The following is a 15,006-nucleotide window of genomic DNA, read 5'->3' on the forward strand; positions in this document are numbered from 1 at the left end:
GGACCGGATGGACTGGGACGACACCGACCTCGACACCGACCACGAGGCAGAGCTGACGGGCGCGGAGCTCACCCACCTGCAGCGCCTCACCGACGCCGACGCGGACGGTGACGAGCGCGCCGTCGAGGCGGCGCTGCGCCCCCGCACGCTCGACGAGGTCATCGGCCAGGTCCGCGTACGCGACCAGCTGGGGCTGGTCCTCGAGGCCGCGCGCCGCCGGGGCCGGGCGCCCGACCACGTGCTGCTGTCCGGGCCGCCCGGGCTCGGCAAGACCACGCTGGCGATGATCATCGCCGGCGAGATGAGCACGCCGCTGCGGCTCACCAGCGGCCCGGCGATCACCCACGCCGGCGACCTGGCCGCGATCCTCTCCGGGCTCAACGACGGCGACGTCCTCTTCGTCGACGAGATCCACCGGATGTCTCGGCCGGCCGAGGAGATGCTCTACATGGCCATGGAGGACTTCCGGGTCGACGTGGTCATCGGCAAGGGGCCGGGGGCCACCGCGATCCCGTTGGAGATCCCGCCCTTCACGCTCGTGGGCGCCACCACCCGCGCCGGGCTGCTCCCCGGCCCGCTGCGCGACCGGTTCGGCTTCACCGCGCACCTGGAGTTCTACGAGCCCCACGAGCTCGACCAGATCGTGCACCGCTCCGCCGGCCTGCTCGGCGTACACCTGACCGCCGAGGGGTCCAGCGAGATCGCGTCACGCTCGCGCGGCACGCCCCGCATCGCCAACCGCCTGCTGCGCCGGGTCCGCGACTACGCCCAGGTGCGCGCCGACGGCGTGCTGACCCTGCCCGTCGCCCAGGCTGCCCTCGAGATGTTCGAGGTCGACGAGTCCGGGCTCGACCGCCTCGACCGGGCGGTGCTCGACGTCCTGTGCCGCCGCTTCGGCGGGGGACCGGTCGGGGTCTCGACCCTGGCCGTCGCGGTCGGCGAGGAGCGCGAGACCGTCGAGGAGGTCGCGGAGCCGTTCCTGGTCCGCACCGGCCTGCTCGCCCGCACCCCACGAGGGCGCGTCGCGACCCCGGCGGCGTGGCAGCACCTCGGCCTCACACCGCCGCTCGTCCCCACGGTCGACTCGACCCTGTTCGACGACGCGTAGCCGCAGCCGGCCCCGGCCAGCGGGGTCCGCGTAGACTCCACGCGCTCCCGCACCCGACCCTCTCGAGGAGAGCCCCGACCGTGAACGACCTCGCTGCACTGCTGCCCCTCGTGGCCATCCTGGCCCTCTTCTGGCTGATGGTCGTCCGGCCCCAGCAGCGCCGGGCGAAGGAGGTCAGGAACCTCCAGCAGGCCATCGAGGTCGGCCAGCGCGTGATGATGTCCTCGGGCGTCTTCGGCACCGTCACCTCGCTCGCCGACGACCGGGCCCGCCTCGAGATCGCCCCCGGCACGGAGATCGAGATCGCGCGTGCCGCGATCGCCAAGGTGGACACCCCGCCCACCGGCGAGGTCGACGATGCCTGATCGTCGCACCGCACAGGAGGCGCTGAAGCGGCTCACGGTCGACGTACCCGACTGGCCCGAGAAGGGCGTCACGTTCAAGGACATCACCCCGGTGCTGGCCGACCACCACGCCTTCTCCGCCGTCGTCACCGCCCTGGCGGCTGCTGGTCGGGACGACCACGGCAACGTCGTGGTCGACAAGGTCGTCGGCATGGAGGCGCGGGGCTTCATCCTGGCCGCCCCCGTGGCGCTGGCCCTGGGCGTCGGCTTCGTGCCGGTCCGCAAGGCCGGCAAGCTCCCGCGCGAGTCCCACGCGGTGTCCTACACCCTGGAGTACGGCGCGGCGACCCTCGAGGTGCACCGCGACGGGATCGCGCCGGGGGAGCGGGTGCTGATGATCGACGACGTGCTCGCCACGGGCGGCACCGCCGACGCCACGCGCCAGCTGATCGAGGCCTGTGGCGGGGTCGCCACTGGTGCCTCGGTGCTCATGGAGCTCAGCTTCCTCGACCCCCGCTCGGTCACCGGCGACCTGCCCGTCTCCACCCTGCTGACCATCTGACCAGCCCTGACCGCATCCCTGACCACATCCCGAGCACTTCCCCTGACGACTCGGCGCACGGGAGTGCCCGCAGCCTCACTAGACTGAGGAGATGGCAGAGGAGCACGCACCCGCGCAGGAGCCGAAGGCGCCCCTGACCGCGCGCGGCATGCGTGCCCGCCTCGCTCGCGTCGGCACCCGCCCGCCGTCGTCCAACCCCGTGCTCGAGCCGCTCTTCCGGGCGGTGCGCGCCAACCACCCCAAGGCCGACCTCGCGCTGCTGGAGCGGGCCTACGCCGTCGCCGACAAGTGGCACACCGGCCAGATGCGCAAGAGCGGCGACCCCTACATCACCCACCCGCTCGCGGTGACCACGATCTTGGCCGACACCGGCATGACCGAGCCCACCCTGGTCGCCGCACTGCTGCACGACACGGTCGAGGACACCGCCTACACGCTGGAGGAGCTGCGCGCCGACTTCGGTGACGAGGTCGCCCTGCTCGTCGACGGGGTGACCAAGCTCGACAAGGTCCAGTACGGCGACTCGGCGCAGGCCGAGACGATCCGCAAGATGATCGTGGCGATGTCGCGCGACATCCGCGTCCTGGTCATCAAGCTCGCCGACCGGCTGCACAACATGCGGACGCTGCGCTACGTCCCCGCCGCCTCGCAGGAGCGGTCGTCTCGCGAGACGCTCGACATCTACGCCCCGCTGGCCCACCGGCTCGGCATGAACACGCTCAAGTGGGAGCTGGAGGACCTGGCCTTCGCCACCTTGCACCCCAAGATCTACGACGAGATCGTGCGGATGGTGGCCGAGCGCGCGCCGTCGCGAGACCAGTTCCTCGCCGAGGTGGTCGCCGACATCGAGCAGGACCTCAAGGCCTCGCGGATCAACGCCAAGGTCACCGGGCGCCCGAAGCACTACTACTCGATCTACCAGAAGATGATCGTCGGCGGCCGGGAGTTCTCCGACATCTACGACCTGGTCGGCATCCGGATCCTCGTCGAGGAGGACCGCGACTGCTACAGCGCGCTGGGCGTCATCCACTCCCGGTGGAACCCGGTGCTGGGGCGGTTCAAGGACTACGTCGCGATGCCGAAGTTCAACATGTACCAGTCGCTCCACACGACCGTCATCGGGCCGCAGGGCAAGCCTGTCGAGGTGCAGATCCGCACGTTCGCCCAGCACCGCCGCGCCGAGTACGGCGTCGCCGCGCACTGGAAGTACAAGGAGAACACCAAGGCGGGGGTCGACACCGACCGCATGGGGGACCGCGACGACCTGACCTGGCTGCGCCAGCTGCTCGACTGGCAGAGCGAGGTCGAGGACCCGGGGGAGTTCTTGGAGTCGCTGCGCTTCGAGATGAACCAGGCGCAGGTCTACGTGTTCACGCCGCGCGGAGACGTCATCCCGCTGCCGATGAGCTCGACCCCGGTGGACTTCGCATACGCCGTGCACACCGAGGTCGGCCACCACACGATCGGCTCGCGGGTCAACGGCCGCCTGGTGCCGCTGGAGTCCAAGCTCGACAACGGTGACGTGGTCGAGGTCTTCACCTCCAAGTCGCCCACGGCCGGCCCCTCACGCGACTGGCTCAACTTCGTCCAGTCACCGCGAGCCCGCTCCAAGATCCGGCAGTGGTTCACCAAGGAGCGCCGCGAGGAGGCGATCGAGCACGGCAAGGACCAGATCGCCAAGCTGATGCGCAAGGAGGGACTGCCCCTCACCCGGCTGATGACCCACGACGTGCTGGCCCTGGTGGCCGAGCACTTCCACCACGCAGACGTCTCCGCGCTCTACGCCGCCGTCGGCGAGGGCAATCTCAGCGCCCAGGCAGTCGTACGTCGGGTCATCGACCTGCACGGCGGTGACGAAGGGGCTGCGGAGGACCTGTCCGAGGGCGTCACCATCACCGGTCGCTCCCGTGCCGCGCGCAGTCCGACCGACTCCGGTGTCGTCGTCCCGGGCGTCGACGACCTCTGGGTGAAGCTCGCCAAGTGCTGCACCCCCGTGCCGCCGGACCCGATCCTCGGGTTCGTCACGAAGGGTGGGGGAGTGTCGGTCCATCGGCGCGACTGCACCAACGCCTCCAGCCTGCTCGGCCAGCCCGAGCGGGTCCTCGAGGTCGAGTGGGCGCCGACGTCCCAGTCGACGTTCCTGGTCAACATCCAGGTCGAGGCGCTCGACCGCGCGCGCCTGCTCTCCGACATCACGATGGCGCTCTCCGACGCCCACGTGAACATCCTCAGCGCGACCCTGTCGACCACCCGCGACCGCGTGGCCAAGAGCCGGTTCTCCTTCGAGATGGCCGACGCCGCCCACCTCGACGGCGTGCTCCGCGCCGTACGCCTGGTGCCGGGGGTCTTCGACGCCTACCGCGTCACTAGCTGAAAGGCGAGCGCAATCTAACCGAACTCGGCCGCTGCCTTCTTGGCCATGTCGAGGAACGCCTCCTGGTTGGCGAGCTCGCCCTCGAGGTCCTTCGCCTTCTTGGTGTCCCCGGCCGCGGTGGCCTTGTCCAGCTTGGCCTGGGTCTCGGCGATGCCGGCCTCGAGCTTGCCGATCATGTCGTCGGCGCGGGCCGACTTCTCGGGGTCGCTGCGGCTCCACTGCTCGTCCTCGACCGCGCGGATGGCCTGCTCGACCTTGCGCATCCGCGCCTCGAGGTCCTTGATGCGGTCGCGCGGCACCTTGCCGGCGGCATCCCAGCGGTCCGCCAGGACGCGGAAGGCCTTCTTGGCCGCATCGATGTCGGTGACGGGGAGCAGGGCCTCGGCCTCCACCAGGATCTGCTCCTTCACCTCGGCGTTGGCCGCGAACTCCTCGTCGAGCGCCGAGTTGGCGGCGTCGCGGGCACCGAAGAACGTGTCCTGGGCTCCGCGGAATCGCTGCCAGAGCCTGTCGTCGACGTCGCGCGGCGCGGGGCCGGCGGCCTTCCACTCGCGCATCAGGTCGCGGTACTTGCCGGCGGTGGGGCCCCAGTCGGTGGACGTCGCCAGCGCCTCCGCCTCCTTGGCCAGGCGCTCCTTGACCACGCGAGCCTCGTCGCGGCGCTCGTGCTCCTCCGCGAAGTGCGCCTTGCGGTGACGGGTGTACGTCGTCCGCGCGGTGGAGAAGCGACGCCACAGGGCGTCGTCCGTGGCCCGGTCGAGCCGCGGGAGCTCCTTCCACGTCGCGAGCAGCTCCCGCAGACGGTTGGCACCGTTGCGCCAGTCGCTGCTCTCGGCGAGGCGCTCGGCCTCGGCGACCAGCTTCTCCTTCTCCGCCTTCGACTCCGCGCTCTTCTGGGCCCGCTCCTCCTTGCGGGCGGCCCGCTGGGCCGCGATCACGGGAGCGAGGGCGTCGAGGCGGGCAGCGAGCGAGATCAGGTCTCCGACGGCGTGGGCGTTCACGACCTGCTCACGCAGGGCCTTGATCGAGGAGGTGGCCTCCTCGGGGGCCAGCCGGCCCGACGCCACGCGCTGCTCGAGCAGGTGGACCTTGCCCTCGAGCTCGTCGAAGCGCTTGGTGAAGAACTCCATGGCCTCGGCCGGCGTGCCGGCCTCGTAGGACCCGACGGGACGCTCTCCGTCGGGGGTGCGGACATAGACCGTGCCGTCCTCGGCCACCCGGCCCCAGGGGGCAGAGTCGTCTCGGAACTGCTTGTCGGAGCTCATGGTCGCCCATCGTAGTCATGGCCCGGGACGGCCTCGGTAGGCTTCCCACCTGTTCACGACACCGACCGACGCCCGACCCGCCCAGCCGCACGACGAGCCGCACGACAAGCAAGGACTGACGCCTGTGTTCATCGCTGGCTTCCCCGCCGGACCCTGGGGGACCAACTGCTATGTCGTGGCGACGGGACCCGGTGCGGAGTGCGTGGTGATCGATCCGGGCAAGGACGCCGCGGCAGGCGTCGACCAGGTCGTGCGCGAGCACCGCCTCAAGCCGGTCAGCGTGCTGGTGACGCACGGGCACGTCGACCACATGTGGTGCGTGGCCCCGGTCGCGGGGACCTACGACGCGACGGCCTGGATCCACCCCAGCGACCGACACCTGCTCACCGACCCGATGTCCGGGATGAGCCGCGAGACGACCCAGATGCTGCTCGGCGGCAGCTACGCATGGGCCGAGCCCGACGACGTACGCGAGCTGTCCGACCTGGCCGAGCTGGAGCTCGCCGGCCTGAGGTTCGTCGTCGACCACACTCCGGGGCACACCCAGGGCTCGGTGACCTTCCGCTCGCCGTACGCCCAGCAGGACGTCTCCGAGGTGATGTTCTCCGGTGACCTGCTGTTCGCAGGCTCCATCGGACGCACCGACCTCCCAGGCGGCGACCACGCCACGATGCTCCGCAGCCTGAGCGACAAGGTGCTGCCGCTGGCCGACGACATCGTCGTCCTGCCCGGCCACGGCGAGCAGACCTCGATCGGGCGCGAGCGCGCCACCAACCCCTACCTCCAAGACCTGGGCCAGGACCTTTCATGAGCAAGATCAGCCCGCTGAGCGGGTTCCCCGAGCTGCTGCCTGCGCAGCGCACCGTCGAGCGCGACGTCATCGCGTCGCTGTCGCGCACCTTCGAGCTGCACGGCTTCGCCAACATCGAGACGCGCGTCGTCGAGCCGATCGACCGCCTGGCCAAGGGCGGCGAGGTCGACAAGGAGATCTACGTCCTCCAGCGGCTCCAGGCCGAACGCCACGGGGGTGGCCCGGCGCCGACGGCCGAGCTCGGCCTGCACTTCGACCTCACCGTCCCCTTCGCCCGCTACGTGCTCGAGCACGCCGGCCACCTGGAGTTCCCCTTCCGCCGCTTCCAGATCCAGCCGGCCTGGCGGGGGGAGCGGCCGCAGGAGGGCCGCTACCGGCAGTTCACCCAGGCCGACGTCGACATCGTCGGGCGTGACGAGCTGCCGTTCCACCACGACGTCGAGGTGATGTCGGTGATGGTCGACGCGCTCGGCCGGCTGCCCATCCCGCGCGTGTCGTTCCAGTTCAACAACCGCAAGCTCATCCAGGGCTTCTACCGCGGCCTCGGCATCGACGACGTCACCGATGCGATCCGGGTGATCGACAAGCTCGACAAGCTGCCCGCCGACGAGGTGGCGGCGATGCTCGTCGAACGTGTCGGCACGACGCCGGAGCAGGCGCAGCGCTGCCTCGAGCTGGCCACGATCCGGGTCGAGGACACGTCCTTCGTCGAGCGGGTCCGCGCGCTCGGTGTCGCTGACGACCTCCTCGACGAGGGCCTCGCGGAGCTCGCGGAGGTGGTCGAGGCCTGCAGCGCCGTCGCCGGCGACCGCGTCGGCGTGGAGGCCAACCTGCGCATCGCCCGCGGTCTCGACTACTACACCGGCACCGTGGTCGAGGTCTTCATGGAGGGCTACGAGCACCTGAAGTCCGTCGGCGGTGGGGGTCGCTACGACGCACTGGCCAGCGACGGCCGGACGACCTATCCCGGGGTCGGCGTCTCGTTCGGCGTCTCCCGCACACTGATCCCGCTGATCGCCGACGGCGTGCTCTCCGGCAGCCGGCCGGTGCCGAGCGCCGTGCTCGTCGCGCTCAACGCCGAGGAGGACCGCGCCGCGAGCGCCGCGGTCGCGCAAGGCCTGCGCGAGCGCGACATCGCGTGCGAGGTCGCCCCCACGCCGGCCAAGTTCGGCAAGCAGATCCGCTTCGCCGACCGCCGCGCGATCCCGTACGTCTGGTTCGTCCAGGCCGACGGTCCGGACGAGGTCCGGCACCAGGTCAAGGACATCCGCACCGGCGAGCAGGTCGACGCGGACCCAGCCACCTGGACCCCGCCCGAGGCCGACCTCCGGCCCGGCATCGTCACCACGATCCCCATGCCCAGCACCCACACCAGCACCACCGAGGAGAACCAGTGATCCGCACCCATGACGCCGGCGCCCTGCGCACCGAGCACGTCGGCCAGACCGTCACCCTCGCCGGGTGGGTGGCGCGGCGGCGTGATCACGGCGGCGTCGCGTTCCTGGACCTCCGCGAGGCCAGCGGGGTCGTGCAGGTGGTCGTGCGTGACGAGGCGGTGGCCCACAGCCTGCGCAGCGAGTACTGCCTGAAGGTCACCGGCGAGGTCGTGGCCCGCAAGGCCGGCAACGAGAACCCCAACCTGGCGACCGGCGAGATCGAGGTCGTCGCCCTGCCCGGCGAGGCCGGCGTCGAGGTGCTCTCCACCGCCGACCCACTGCCGTTCCCGGTCGACGACGCGTCCGGCCACAAGGGCGGCGAGGTGGGGGAGGAGGCGCGGCTCAAGCACCGCTACCTCGACCTGCGCCGCTCCGGTCCCAACGCCGCGCTGCGCTTGCGCAGCAGGATCAACAAGGCGGCCCGCGACGTGCTCGACGAGCGTGACTTCGTCGAGGTCGAGACGCCCACCCTGACCCGCTCGACCCCGGAGGGCGCTCGCGACTTCCTGGTGCCGGCGCGGCTCGCGCCGGGGAGCTGGTACGCCCTGCCGCAGAGCCCGCAGCTGTTCAAGCAGCTGCTGATGGTCGGTGGCATGGAGCGCTACTACCAGATCGCGCGGTGCTACCGCGACGAGGACTTCCGCGCCGACCGCCAGCCCGAGTTCACCCAGCTCGACATCGAGATGAGCTTCGTGGACCAGGAGGACGTCATCACCCTCATGGAGGACGTCCTCGAGGCCATGTGGGCCGAGGCCGGTCACACCATCGAGCGGCCGCTGCCGCGGATGACGTACGCCGACGCGATGGCGCGCTTCGGCTCCGACAAGCCCGACCTGCGGATGGGTCTCGAGCTGGTGGAGTGCACCGACTACTTCAAGGAGACCTCCTTCCGGGTGTTCCAGGCCCCCTACGTGGGTGCCGTGGTCATGCCCGGTGGCGGCAGCCAGCCGCGCCGCCAGTTCGACGCGTGGCAGGACTGGGCCAAGCAGCGTGGCGCCAAGGGCCTGGCCTACGTCACCGTCGCTGACGACGGCGAGCTGGGCGGGCCGGTCGCGAAGAACCTCACCGACGCGGAGCGGGACGGTCTGGCCGCCCACGTCGGAGCGCGGCCGGGCGACTGCATCTTCTTCGCCGCAGGACCGGCCAAGAGCAGCCGGGCACTCCTCGGCGCCGCCCGGCTGGAGATCGGCCGCCGCGGAGGCATGCTCGACGACTCGACGTTCGCCTTCACCTGGGTGGTCGACGCGCCGCTGTTCGAGCCGAGCTCCGACGCGGTCGCCGGGGGCGACGTCGCCGTGGGTGCCGGCGCGTGGACGGCCGTGCACCACGCCTTCACCAGCCCCAAGCCGGAGTTCATCGACACCTTCGACACCGACCCCGGCAGCGCGTTGGCCTACGCCTACGACATCGTCTGCAACGGCAACGAGCTCGGTGGCGGGTCCATCCGTATCCACCGCGGCGACGTCCAGAGGCGCGTCTTCTCGGTGATGGGCATCGACGAGGCGGAGGCTCAGGAGAAGTTCGGCTTCCTGCTCGATGCCTTCAAGTTCGGCGCGCCCCCGCACGGGGGCATCGCCGTGGGCATGGACCGCATCGTCGCGCTGCTCGCCGGGACCGACTCGATCCGCGACGTGATCGCGTTTCCGAAGTCCGGAGGGGGCTTCGATCCGCTCACTTCGGCGCCCGCGCCCATCACCCCCCAGCAGCGCAAGGAAGCCGGTGTCGACGCCGTCGCGGCGAAGGACGTCTCGCCCGCAGAGTGATCCGCCGGAGGTTTGACAGTCCGCTGAGCGAACGCCGTCGTGACGAGATCGTTACCCGTCAGTGATCGTCCATGCGGTACGGGTCACATAGAGTCCCGTTTCGGCGCAGGCTCCGGGGGACCCCCGGACTGTGCCGGGATGTTCCCGAACCAGATGGGGAGAGTATGTCGGCTGGAACCGCAGGACCGGAGACGCTGGGCTCGTTGACTGACGAGCCGGAGCTGGATCCCAACAGCCAGCAGGCCAAGGAGATCGCCGGCAAGTCGCCGATGCGGATCGCGCTGGGTCGTCTGGCCCGCGACAAGATCGCCGTCGTCTGTGCGTTGTTCGTGCTGTTCTTCATCATCTGTGCGGTCTTCGCGGGGCCGATCTGCAGCCTGTTCGGGGTCTCGCTCGACACTCCGCTGGCGAGCGAGCGGGTCGACGGCCTCAACAGCGGCCTCCCCAAGCCGGCGATGGGGCCGCCTGACGGGCCCTTCACGTGGGACCACCCGATGGGCGTGGCTCCCCGCACGGGTCAGGACAACCTCGCCTACTGGCTCCACGGGTGCCGGGCCTCGCTGATGATCGCCACCACGGCGGCGATCGTCGCCTCGCTGGTGGGGGTCGTGGTCGGCCTGCTGAGCGGCTTCCTCGCCGGCACCGTCGACAAGGTGCTGTCGTTCTTCATCGACATGTTCCTCACCGTCCCGTTCCTGCTGGCCGCGCTGACCATGGCGCCGATCCTCAACGAGCGGTTCAACACCTCCGACAACTACGGGACGATCCAGAAGGTCAGTCTCATCGTGATCCTGTCGCTCTTCGGCTGGATGGGCACCGCGCGCCTGATCCGCGGCGAGGTGATGTCGCTGCGTGAACGTGAGTTCGTCCAGGCCGCGCGGGTGATCGGCATGCCCACCTCGCGCATCCTGTTCAAGGAGCTGCTCCCCAACCTGGCCGCGCCGATCATCATCAGCGTCTCCCTGATGCTGCCGGCCTTCGTGGCCCTCGAGGCGGGCCTGGCGTTCCTCGGCATCGGGGTCACCGACGGCGTGTCGTGGGGCCAGATGATCCTCGACGCCGCGACCCCCCTCTTCTTCCGTGAGTACCCGCAGTACCTCTGGCAGCCGATGCTCGGGGTCGTCGCGCTGGTGCTCTCCCTCAACCTCTTGGGCGACGCAATCCGCGATGCCCTCGACCCCAAGACCCGACGCTGAGTCGAGACTTGTGCACGTCACCGGAGACGCCGTCCTCGGTGAGAACAAAAAGGAAAGGCTGGACAGCATGAAGCGGAACAAGCCGCTCGCGCTCGTCGCTGGTGCCGCTCTTCTGACCCTCGCTGCCTGTGGCGGCGGGTCGTCGGACGACGGCGAAACCGGCGGGGGCGAGGAGAGAGAGTTCGGTGGACAGGAGGGTGGCACCAAGGACGCGGAGCGTCAGGGCCCCGCTCCTGAGGTCGAGGGCGCGGCCGCCGGTGGGACCATCACGGTCTACCTGCCGGGCGACCCCGGTCCCGACACGCTCGACCCAACGGGTGGATGGTCCGTCACGGGCAACTCCATCCAGCAGGCGCTCACGAGCCGCTCGCTGACGCAGTACATCCGTGACGAGGAGGGCCAGCCGGTGCTGGTCCCCGACCTCGCCACCGACCTGGGCACGCCCAACGAGGACTTCACGGAGTGGACCTTCACCATCCGTGACGACGCCACGTGGGAGGACGGCCAGCCCGTCACCGCCGAAGAGGTCGCGTTCGGCATCTGCCGCTCGCTCGACTCCGAGGCGTTCCCGTCCGGTCCCGGCACCGAGTACTCCAAGCACTACTTCGAAGGTGCCGAGGACTACGAGGGCCCCTACACCGGCAAGGACCCCAAGTGCGAGGCCTGGGACGGCATCTCGGTCGAGGGCCAGGACATCACCATCACGATGTCCACCCCGTTCCCGGACATGGACTACTGGGGCGCCTTCATGGCGATGGGCCCGGCTCCGCTGGGCAACGCCTCCAAGCCGCCGAACTACGGCCAGAAGCCGCTGGCCAACGGCCCCTACAAGGTCGAGAGCTACAAGCCCAACGAGGAGCTGGTCCTGGTCAAGAACGACCAGTGGTCCGGTGACTCCGACCCGGGCCGTCACCAGTACGCCGACGAGTGGGTCTTCAAGTTCAACCAGGACCAGGCCAAGGTCGACGAGATCATGCTGTCGGGCAACTCCGACAGCCAGACCGCCGTCTCCACCGCGCTCGGTTCGGGCAACTACAACGACGCCAACAGCCAGCTCGGCGAGCGCCTCGTGCAGCAGACGTCGCAGTGTGTCTCGACGCTGACGCCCGACTACAACAAGATCAAGGAGATCGAGGTCCGCAAGGCCCTCGCCTACGCCTACCCCTACGAGGACGTCTGGATCTCCGGCGGCGAGGTCCCGGGTGTGACCCGCACCTACGCCAACTCGGTCATGCCTCCCGGCATGGCCGGCAAGAAGGAGTTCCAGGTCGACGGGGAGCAGATCAAGTACGACCCCGAGAAGGCCAAGGAGCTCCTGGCCGAGGCCGGCTACGGTGACAAGCCCTACGAGATCACCATGGTCTACTACGAGGTCGACCCCCTGGCCAAGGACGCACAGGACCAGATCACCAAGGGCTTCGAGGCCAGCGGCTTCTCGGTCAAGGCCATCCCGGTCCAGGAGTCGCCCTACAACATCTGGCTCGACCCCGACAACAAGGTCAACAAGACCCTCAACCTCCGTGGCGTCAACTGGTGCTCGGACTGGCCGTCGGGTTCGACCATGCTGCCGCCGCTGCTGAAGGGTGAAGCTGTCTACAACACCGCCTTCTTCGACGAGGCGTCGGTCAACGAGGAGATGGACGCCATCGCCACGATGCCGATCGAGGAGCAGGCTGACGCCTGGGGGGCGCTGGACGAGAGGATCATGACGGAGTACTTCCCGATCATCCCGACCGCGTTCCGCAACGACCTGTTCGTCTTCGGCGAGAAGATCGGCAACCCGACCGGCGACGGTTCGATCGGTGCGCCGAACTACAAGGACCTGTACGTCATGCAGTGATCCTGGTGCCCTCGTTCCACTTGAGAGCATCACGTAGTACCCAGTAGCAACCACTGACGGGTGGGGGCTCCCGACCGGGAGCCCCCACTCGCCAGCCCGGAGCCGAGTAGGCTGTCAGCCTCAGGGCTCCGACTCATCCACCACCCCCGGAGAGTGACCTGCGATGTTCGCGTATGTCGTGAAGCGGCTGATCTCGGGAGTCCTCGTCGTGACCTTGGTCTCGATGGCGATCTTCCTGCTGTTCTGGTACGGCCCCTCGAGTCCCGCGCAGCCGATCTGTGACCGCGAGACCAGCAACCGGTGCACCCAGGCCAAGCTGGCTGTCTACGAGAAGACGCTGGGCTACGACAACCCCGTCTACGAGGAGTACGGGAAGTTCGTCAAGGGCATCTTCATCGACCGTACGCTCACCATCGCCTCCAGCGAGTACGAGTGCACCGCACCGTGCCTCGGCGTCAGCTTCCGCACCAAGCAGCCGGTGAAGGAGGAGCTGATCTCGCGGATGCCCGCGACCTTCTCCATCGCCATCGGCGGCGCGTTCCTCTACCTCCTCTTCGGTGTGCCGATCGGCGTCGCGGCGGCGCGACGACGCGGCTCCGTGGCCGACAAGGCCCTCGTCTCGAGCTTCCTGTTCATCAGCTCGATCCCCTACTACCTCTTCGCGCTGCTCACCTGGCTCTACCTGACGATCACGTTCGAGATCCCGCTGTTCAGCGACACGGGCTACTTCTCACCGATCAGCGAAGGACCATGGAAGTGGTTCAGCGGGCTGCTCCTGGCCTGGGTGGCGCTCGGCATCTTCGGCTGCACCCAGTACACCCGTTTCACGCGCGGGGCCATGGTCGAGGCGCTGAGTGAGGACTACATCCGCACGGCCAAGTCCAAGGGCCTGCCCGCCCGGACGATCGTCTACAAGCACGGCCTGCGGGCGGCCCTGGTGCCGGTCGTCACCATCTTCGGCATCGACTTCGGCACGCTGCTGGCCGGCACCATCTTCACGGAGCGGATCTTCGAGATCCAGGGCATCGGCTGGTGGAGCCTCGAGGCCGTCTACGGCAAGGACCTTCCCGTGGTGATGGCGACCGCACTGTTCAGCGCCGTCGTCCTGATCACCGCCAACCTGCTGGTGGACATCGTCTACAGCATTCTCGACCCGAGGGTGAGGCTTTCGTGACCAGCATTCCCATGACCCAGTCCTCCGCGGCGGAGACCTCGGAGGTCGAGGGCCCTTTCCTCCAGGTGGAGGACCTCAAGGTCACCTTCCCGACCGAGGACGGTCCGATCACCGCGGTGAGCGGCCTCTCCTACTCGGTGGAGAAGGGCAAGACGCTCGGCATCGTCGGTGAGTCCGGATCGGGCAAGTCCGTCTCCAGCATGGCCGTGATGGGCCTGCACGACGCCAAGTCCGCACGGATCTCCGGCTCGATCCGCGTCGGCGGCACCGAGGTCGTCGGCCTGGGCGAGTCGCGCATGCGCGCCCTTCGCGGCAACTCGATGGCGATGATCTTCCAGGACGCCCTGGCGGCGCTGCACCCCTTCTACAAGATCGGGGCGCAGCTCGAGGAGGCCTACCTCGTCCACCACTCCAGCGCGTCCAAGCGCGACGCGCGCCGCAAGGCCATCGAGATGCTCGACCGGGTCGGCATTCCCCAGCCCGACCGGCGGGTCGACGACTTCCCGCACCAGTTCTCCGGCGGCATGCGGCAGCGCGCCATGATCGCGATGGGCCTGATCAACGACCCGTCCCTGCTCATCGCGGACGAGCCGACGACCGCCCTCGACGTGACGGTCCAGGCGCAGATCCTCGACCTGCTCCAGGACCTGCAGCGCGAGTTCAACTCGGCCGTCATCATCATCACCCACGACCTCGGCGTCATCGCCGAGATGGCCGACGACGTCCTCGTGATGTACGCCGGACGCTGCGTGGAGTACGGATCGACCAAGGAGATCCTCGTCGCGCCGGAGATGCCCTACACGTGGGGCCTGCTCTCGAGCGTCCCCGACGTGACCGCCTCGACCGACGCCCGACTGATCCCGATCCCCGGCAACCCGCCCAGCCTGCTGAGGCCACCGACGGGATGTCCCTTCCACCCGCGGTGCGTGCACTCGGACAAGGTCCCCGGCGACCTGTGCCGCACCACGCTTCCCGAGCTGCTGCCGGCCACCTCCGGTCCCGCTCACCTCAAGCGCTGCCACCTCGCGGACCCCCTCAAGGTCTACCGCACCGAGGTGCTGCCCGAGATCGCCCCCGACCTGGTCGAGGAGACCCGATGACGCAGGACCCCAACGCCGAAACCCAGGTCCAGC

General features: G+C 69.4%; 12 protein-coding genes. 11 read left to right on the forward strand and 1 reads right to left on the reverse strand.

The genetic code is table 11. The features are described from left to right. Nucleotides 1–7: 7 nt before the first annotated feature. The 4 genes from ruvB (at nt 8) to J3P44_RS15865 (ending at nt 4,388) form a co-directional block, all read left to right on the forward strand. Nucleotides 8–1,108 carry a Holliday junction branch migration DNA helicase RuvB gene (ruvB, locus tag J3P44_RS15850; RefSeq protein ID WP_255891399.1) on the forward strand — a complete coding sequence of 367 codons (1,101 nt, stop codon included), beginning with the start codon at nt 8–10 and terminating at the stop codon, nt 1,106–1,108. An 80-nt stretch (nt 1,109–1,188) separates the two neighbouring features. Further along, nucleotides 1,189–1,473: a preprotein translocase subunit YajC gene (gene yajC, locus J3P44_RS15855; protein WP_255891400.1), complete on the forward strand. Its 285-nt coding sequence runs from the start codon at nt 1,189–1,191 to the stop codon at nt 1,471–1,473. Next, nucleotides 1,466–2,014, forward strand: a complete 549-nt coding sequence (locus J3P44_RS15860) for an adenine phosphoribosyltransferase (RefSeq protein WP_255891401.1) — start codon at nt 1,466–1,468, stop codon at nt 2,012–2,014. The genes yajC and J3P44_RS15860 overlap by 8 nt, the downstream gene beginning before the upstream one ends. Nucleotides 2,015–2,105: 91 nt before the next feature. Then, the gene (locus tag J3P44_RS15865; RefSeq protein ID WP_255891402.1) at nt 2,106–4,388 is read left to right on the forward strand and encodes a RelA/SpoT family protein; all 2,283 of its coding nucleotides are present in this window, start codon (nt 2,106–2,108) and stop codon (nt 4,386–4,388) included. A gap of 14 nt (nt 4,389–4,402) precedes the next feature. Here J3P44_RS15865 and J3P44_RS15870 read toward each other — a convergent pair whose 3' ends face one another. Then, a complete protein-coding gene (locus J3P44_RS15870) occupies nt 4,403–5,653 on the reverse strand; it encodes a DUF349 domain-containing protein (RefSeq protein ID WP_255891403.1) in 1,251 nt (416 codons plus the stop codon). A 124-nt stretch (nt 5,654–5,777) separates the two neighbouring features. Here J3P44_RS15870 and J3P44_RS15875 point away from each other — a divergent pair, with 124 nt between their 5' ends. From J3P44_RS15875 to J3P44_RS15905, 7 genes are all read left to right on the forward strand, one after another. After that, nucleotides 5,778–6,464, forward strand: a complete 687-nt coding sequence (locus J3P44_RS15875; protein WP_255891404.1) for an MBL fold metallo-hydrolase — start codon at nt 5,778–5,780, stop codon at nt 6,462–6,464. Continuing rightward, on the forward strand, nt 6,461–7,861 hold the full coding sequence (gene hisS, locus J3P44_RS15880) for a histidine--tRNA ligase (RefSeq protein WP_255891405.1): 1,401 nt from the start codon (nt 6,461–6,463) through the stop codon (nt 7,859–7,861). Before J3P44_RS15875 ends, hisS begins: the two co-directional genes overlap by 4 nt. Continuing rightward, nucleotides 7,858–9,663: an aspartate--tRNA ligase gene (aspS, locus tag J3P44_RS15885; RefSeq protein WP_255891406.1), complete on the forward strand. Its 1,806-nt coding sequence runs from the start codon at nt 7,858–7,860 to the stop codon at nt 9,661–9,663. The genes hisS and aspS overlap by 4 nt, the downstream gene beginning before the upstream one ends. A gap of 203 nt (nt 9,664–9,866) precedes the next feature. Beyond that, nucleotides 9,867–10,859, forward strand: a complete 993-nt coding sequence (locus tag J3P44_RS15890; RefSeq protein WP_255891407.1) for an ABC transporter permease — start codon at nt 9,867–9,869, stop codon at nt 10,857–10,859. A gap of 67 nt (nt 10,860–10,926) precedes the next feature. Next, the gene (locus tag J3P44_RS15895) at nt 10,927–12,699 is read left to right on the forward strand and encodes an ABC transporter substrate-binding protein (RefSeq protein ID WP_255891408.1); all 1,773 of its coding nucleotides are present in this window, start codon (nt 10,927–10,929) and stop codon (nt 12,697–12,699) included. Between the two features lie 163 nt (nt 12,700–12,862). Next, nucleotides 12,863–13,873 carry an ABC transporter permease gene (locus tag J3P44_RS15900; RefSeq protein WP_255891409.1) on the forward strand — a complete coding sequence of 337 codons (1,011 nt, stop codon included), beginning with the start codon at nt 12,863–12,865 and terminating at the stop codon, nt 13,871–13,873. A gap of 11 nt (nt 13,874–13,884) precedes the next feature. Continuing rightward, nucleotides 13,885–14,973 (forward strand): ABC transporter ATP-binding protein, encoded by a 1,089-nt coding sequence (locus J3P44_RS15905; protein WP_255891632.1) that lies wholly within the window; start codon nt 13,885–13,887, stop codon nt 14,971–14,973. Nucleotides 14,974–15,006: the final 33 nt, after the last annotated feature.

The sequence above is a fragment of the Nocardioides astragali genome, from assembly GCF_024436375.1.
Classification (GTDB): Bacteria; Actinomycetota; Actinomycetes; order Propionibacteriales; family Nocardioidaceae; genus Nocardioides; species Nocardioides astragali.

What these genes read in the sequence shown, in the direction of transcription:
- ruvB (WP_255891399.1), top strand. Translation starts at nt 8, where the DNA reads ATGGACTGGGACGACACCGACCTCGACACCGACCACGAGGCAGAGCTG.
- J3P44_RS15860 (WP_255891401.1), top strand. Translation starts at nt 1,466, where the DNA reads ATGCCTGATCGTCGCACCGCACAGGAGGCGCTGAAGCGGCTCACGGTC.
- J3P44_RS15865 (WP_255891402.1), top strand. Translation starts at nt 2,106, where the DNA reads ATGGCAGAGGAGCACGCACCCGCGCAGGAGCCGAAGGCGCCCCTGACC.
- J3P44_RS15870 (WP_255891403.1), bottom strand. Translation starts at nt 5,653, where the DNA reads ATGAGCTCCGACAAGCAGTTCCGAGACGACTCTGCCCCCTGGGGCCGG.
- hisS (WP_255891405.1), top strand. Translation starts at nt 6,461, where the DNA reads ATGAGCAAGATCAGCCCGCTGAGCGGGTTCCCCGAGCTGCTGCCTGCG.
- J3P44_RS15895 (WP_255891408.1), top strand. Translation starts at nt 10,927, where the DNA reads ATGAAGCGGAACAAGCCGCTCGCGCTCGTCGCTGGTGCCGCTCTTCTG.
- J3P44_RS15900 (WP_255891409.1), top strand. Translation starts at nt 12,863, where the DNA reads ATGTTCGCGTATGTCGTGAAGCGGCTGATCTCGGGAGTCCTCGTCGTG.
- J3P44_RS15905 (WP_255891632.1), top strand. Translation starts at nt 13,885, where the DNA reads ATGACCCAGTCCTCCGCGGCGGAGACCTCGGAGGTCGAGGGCCCTTTC.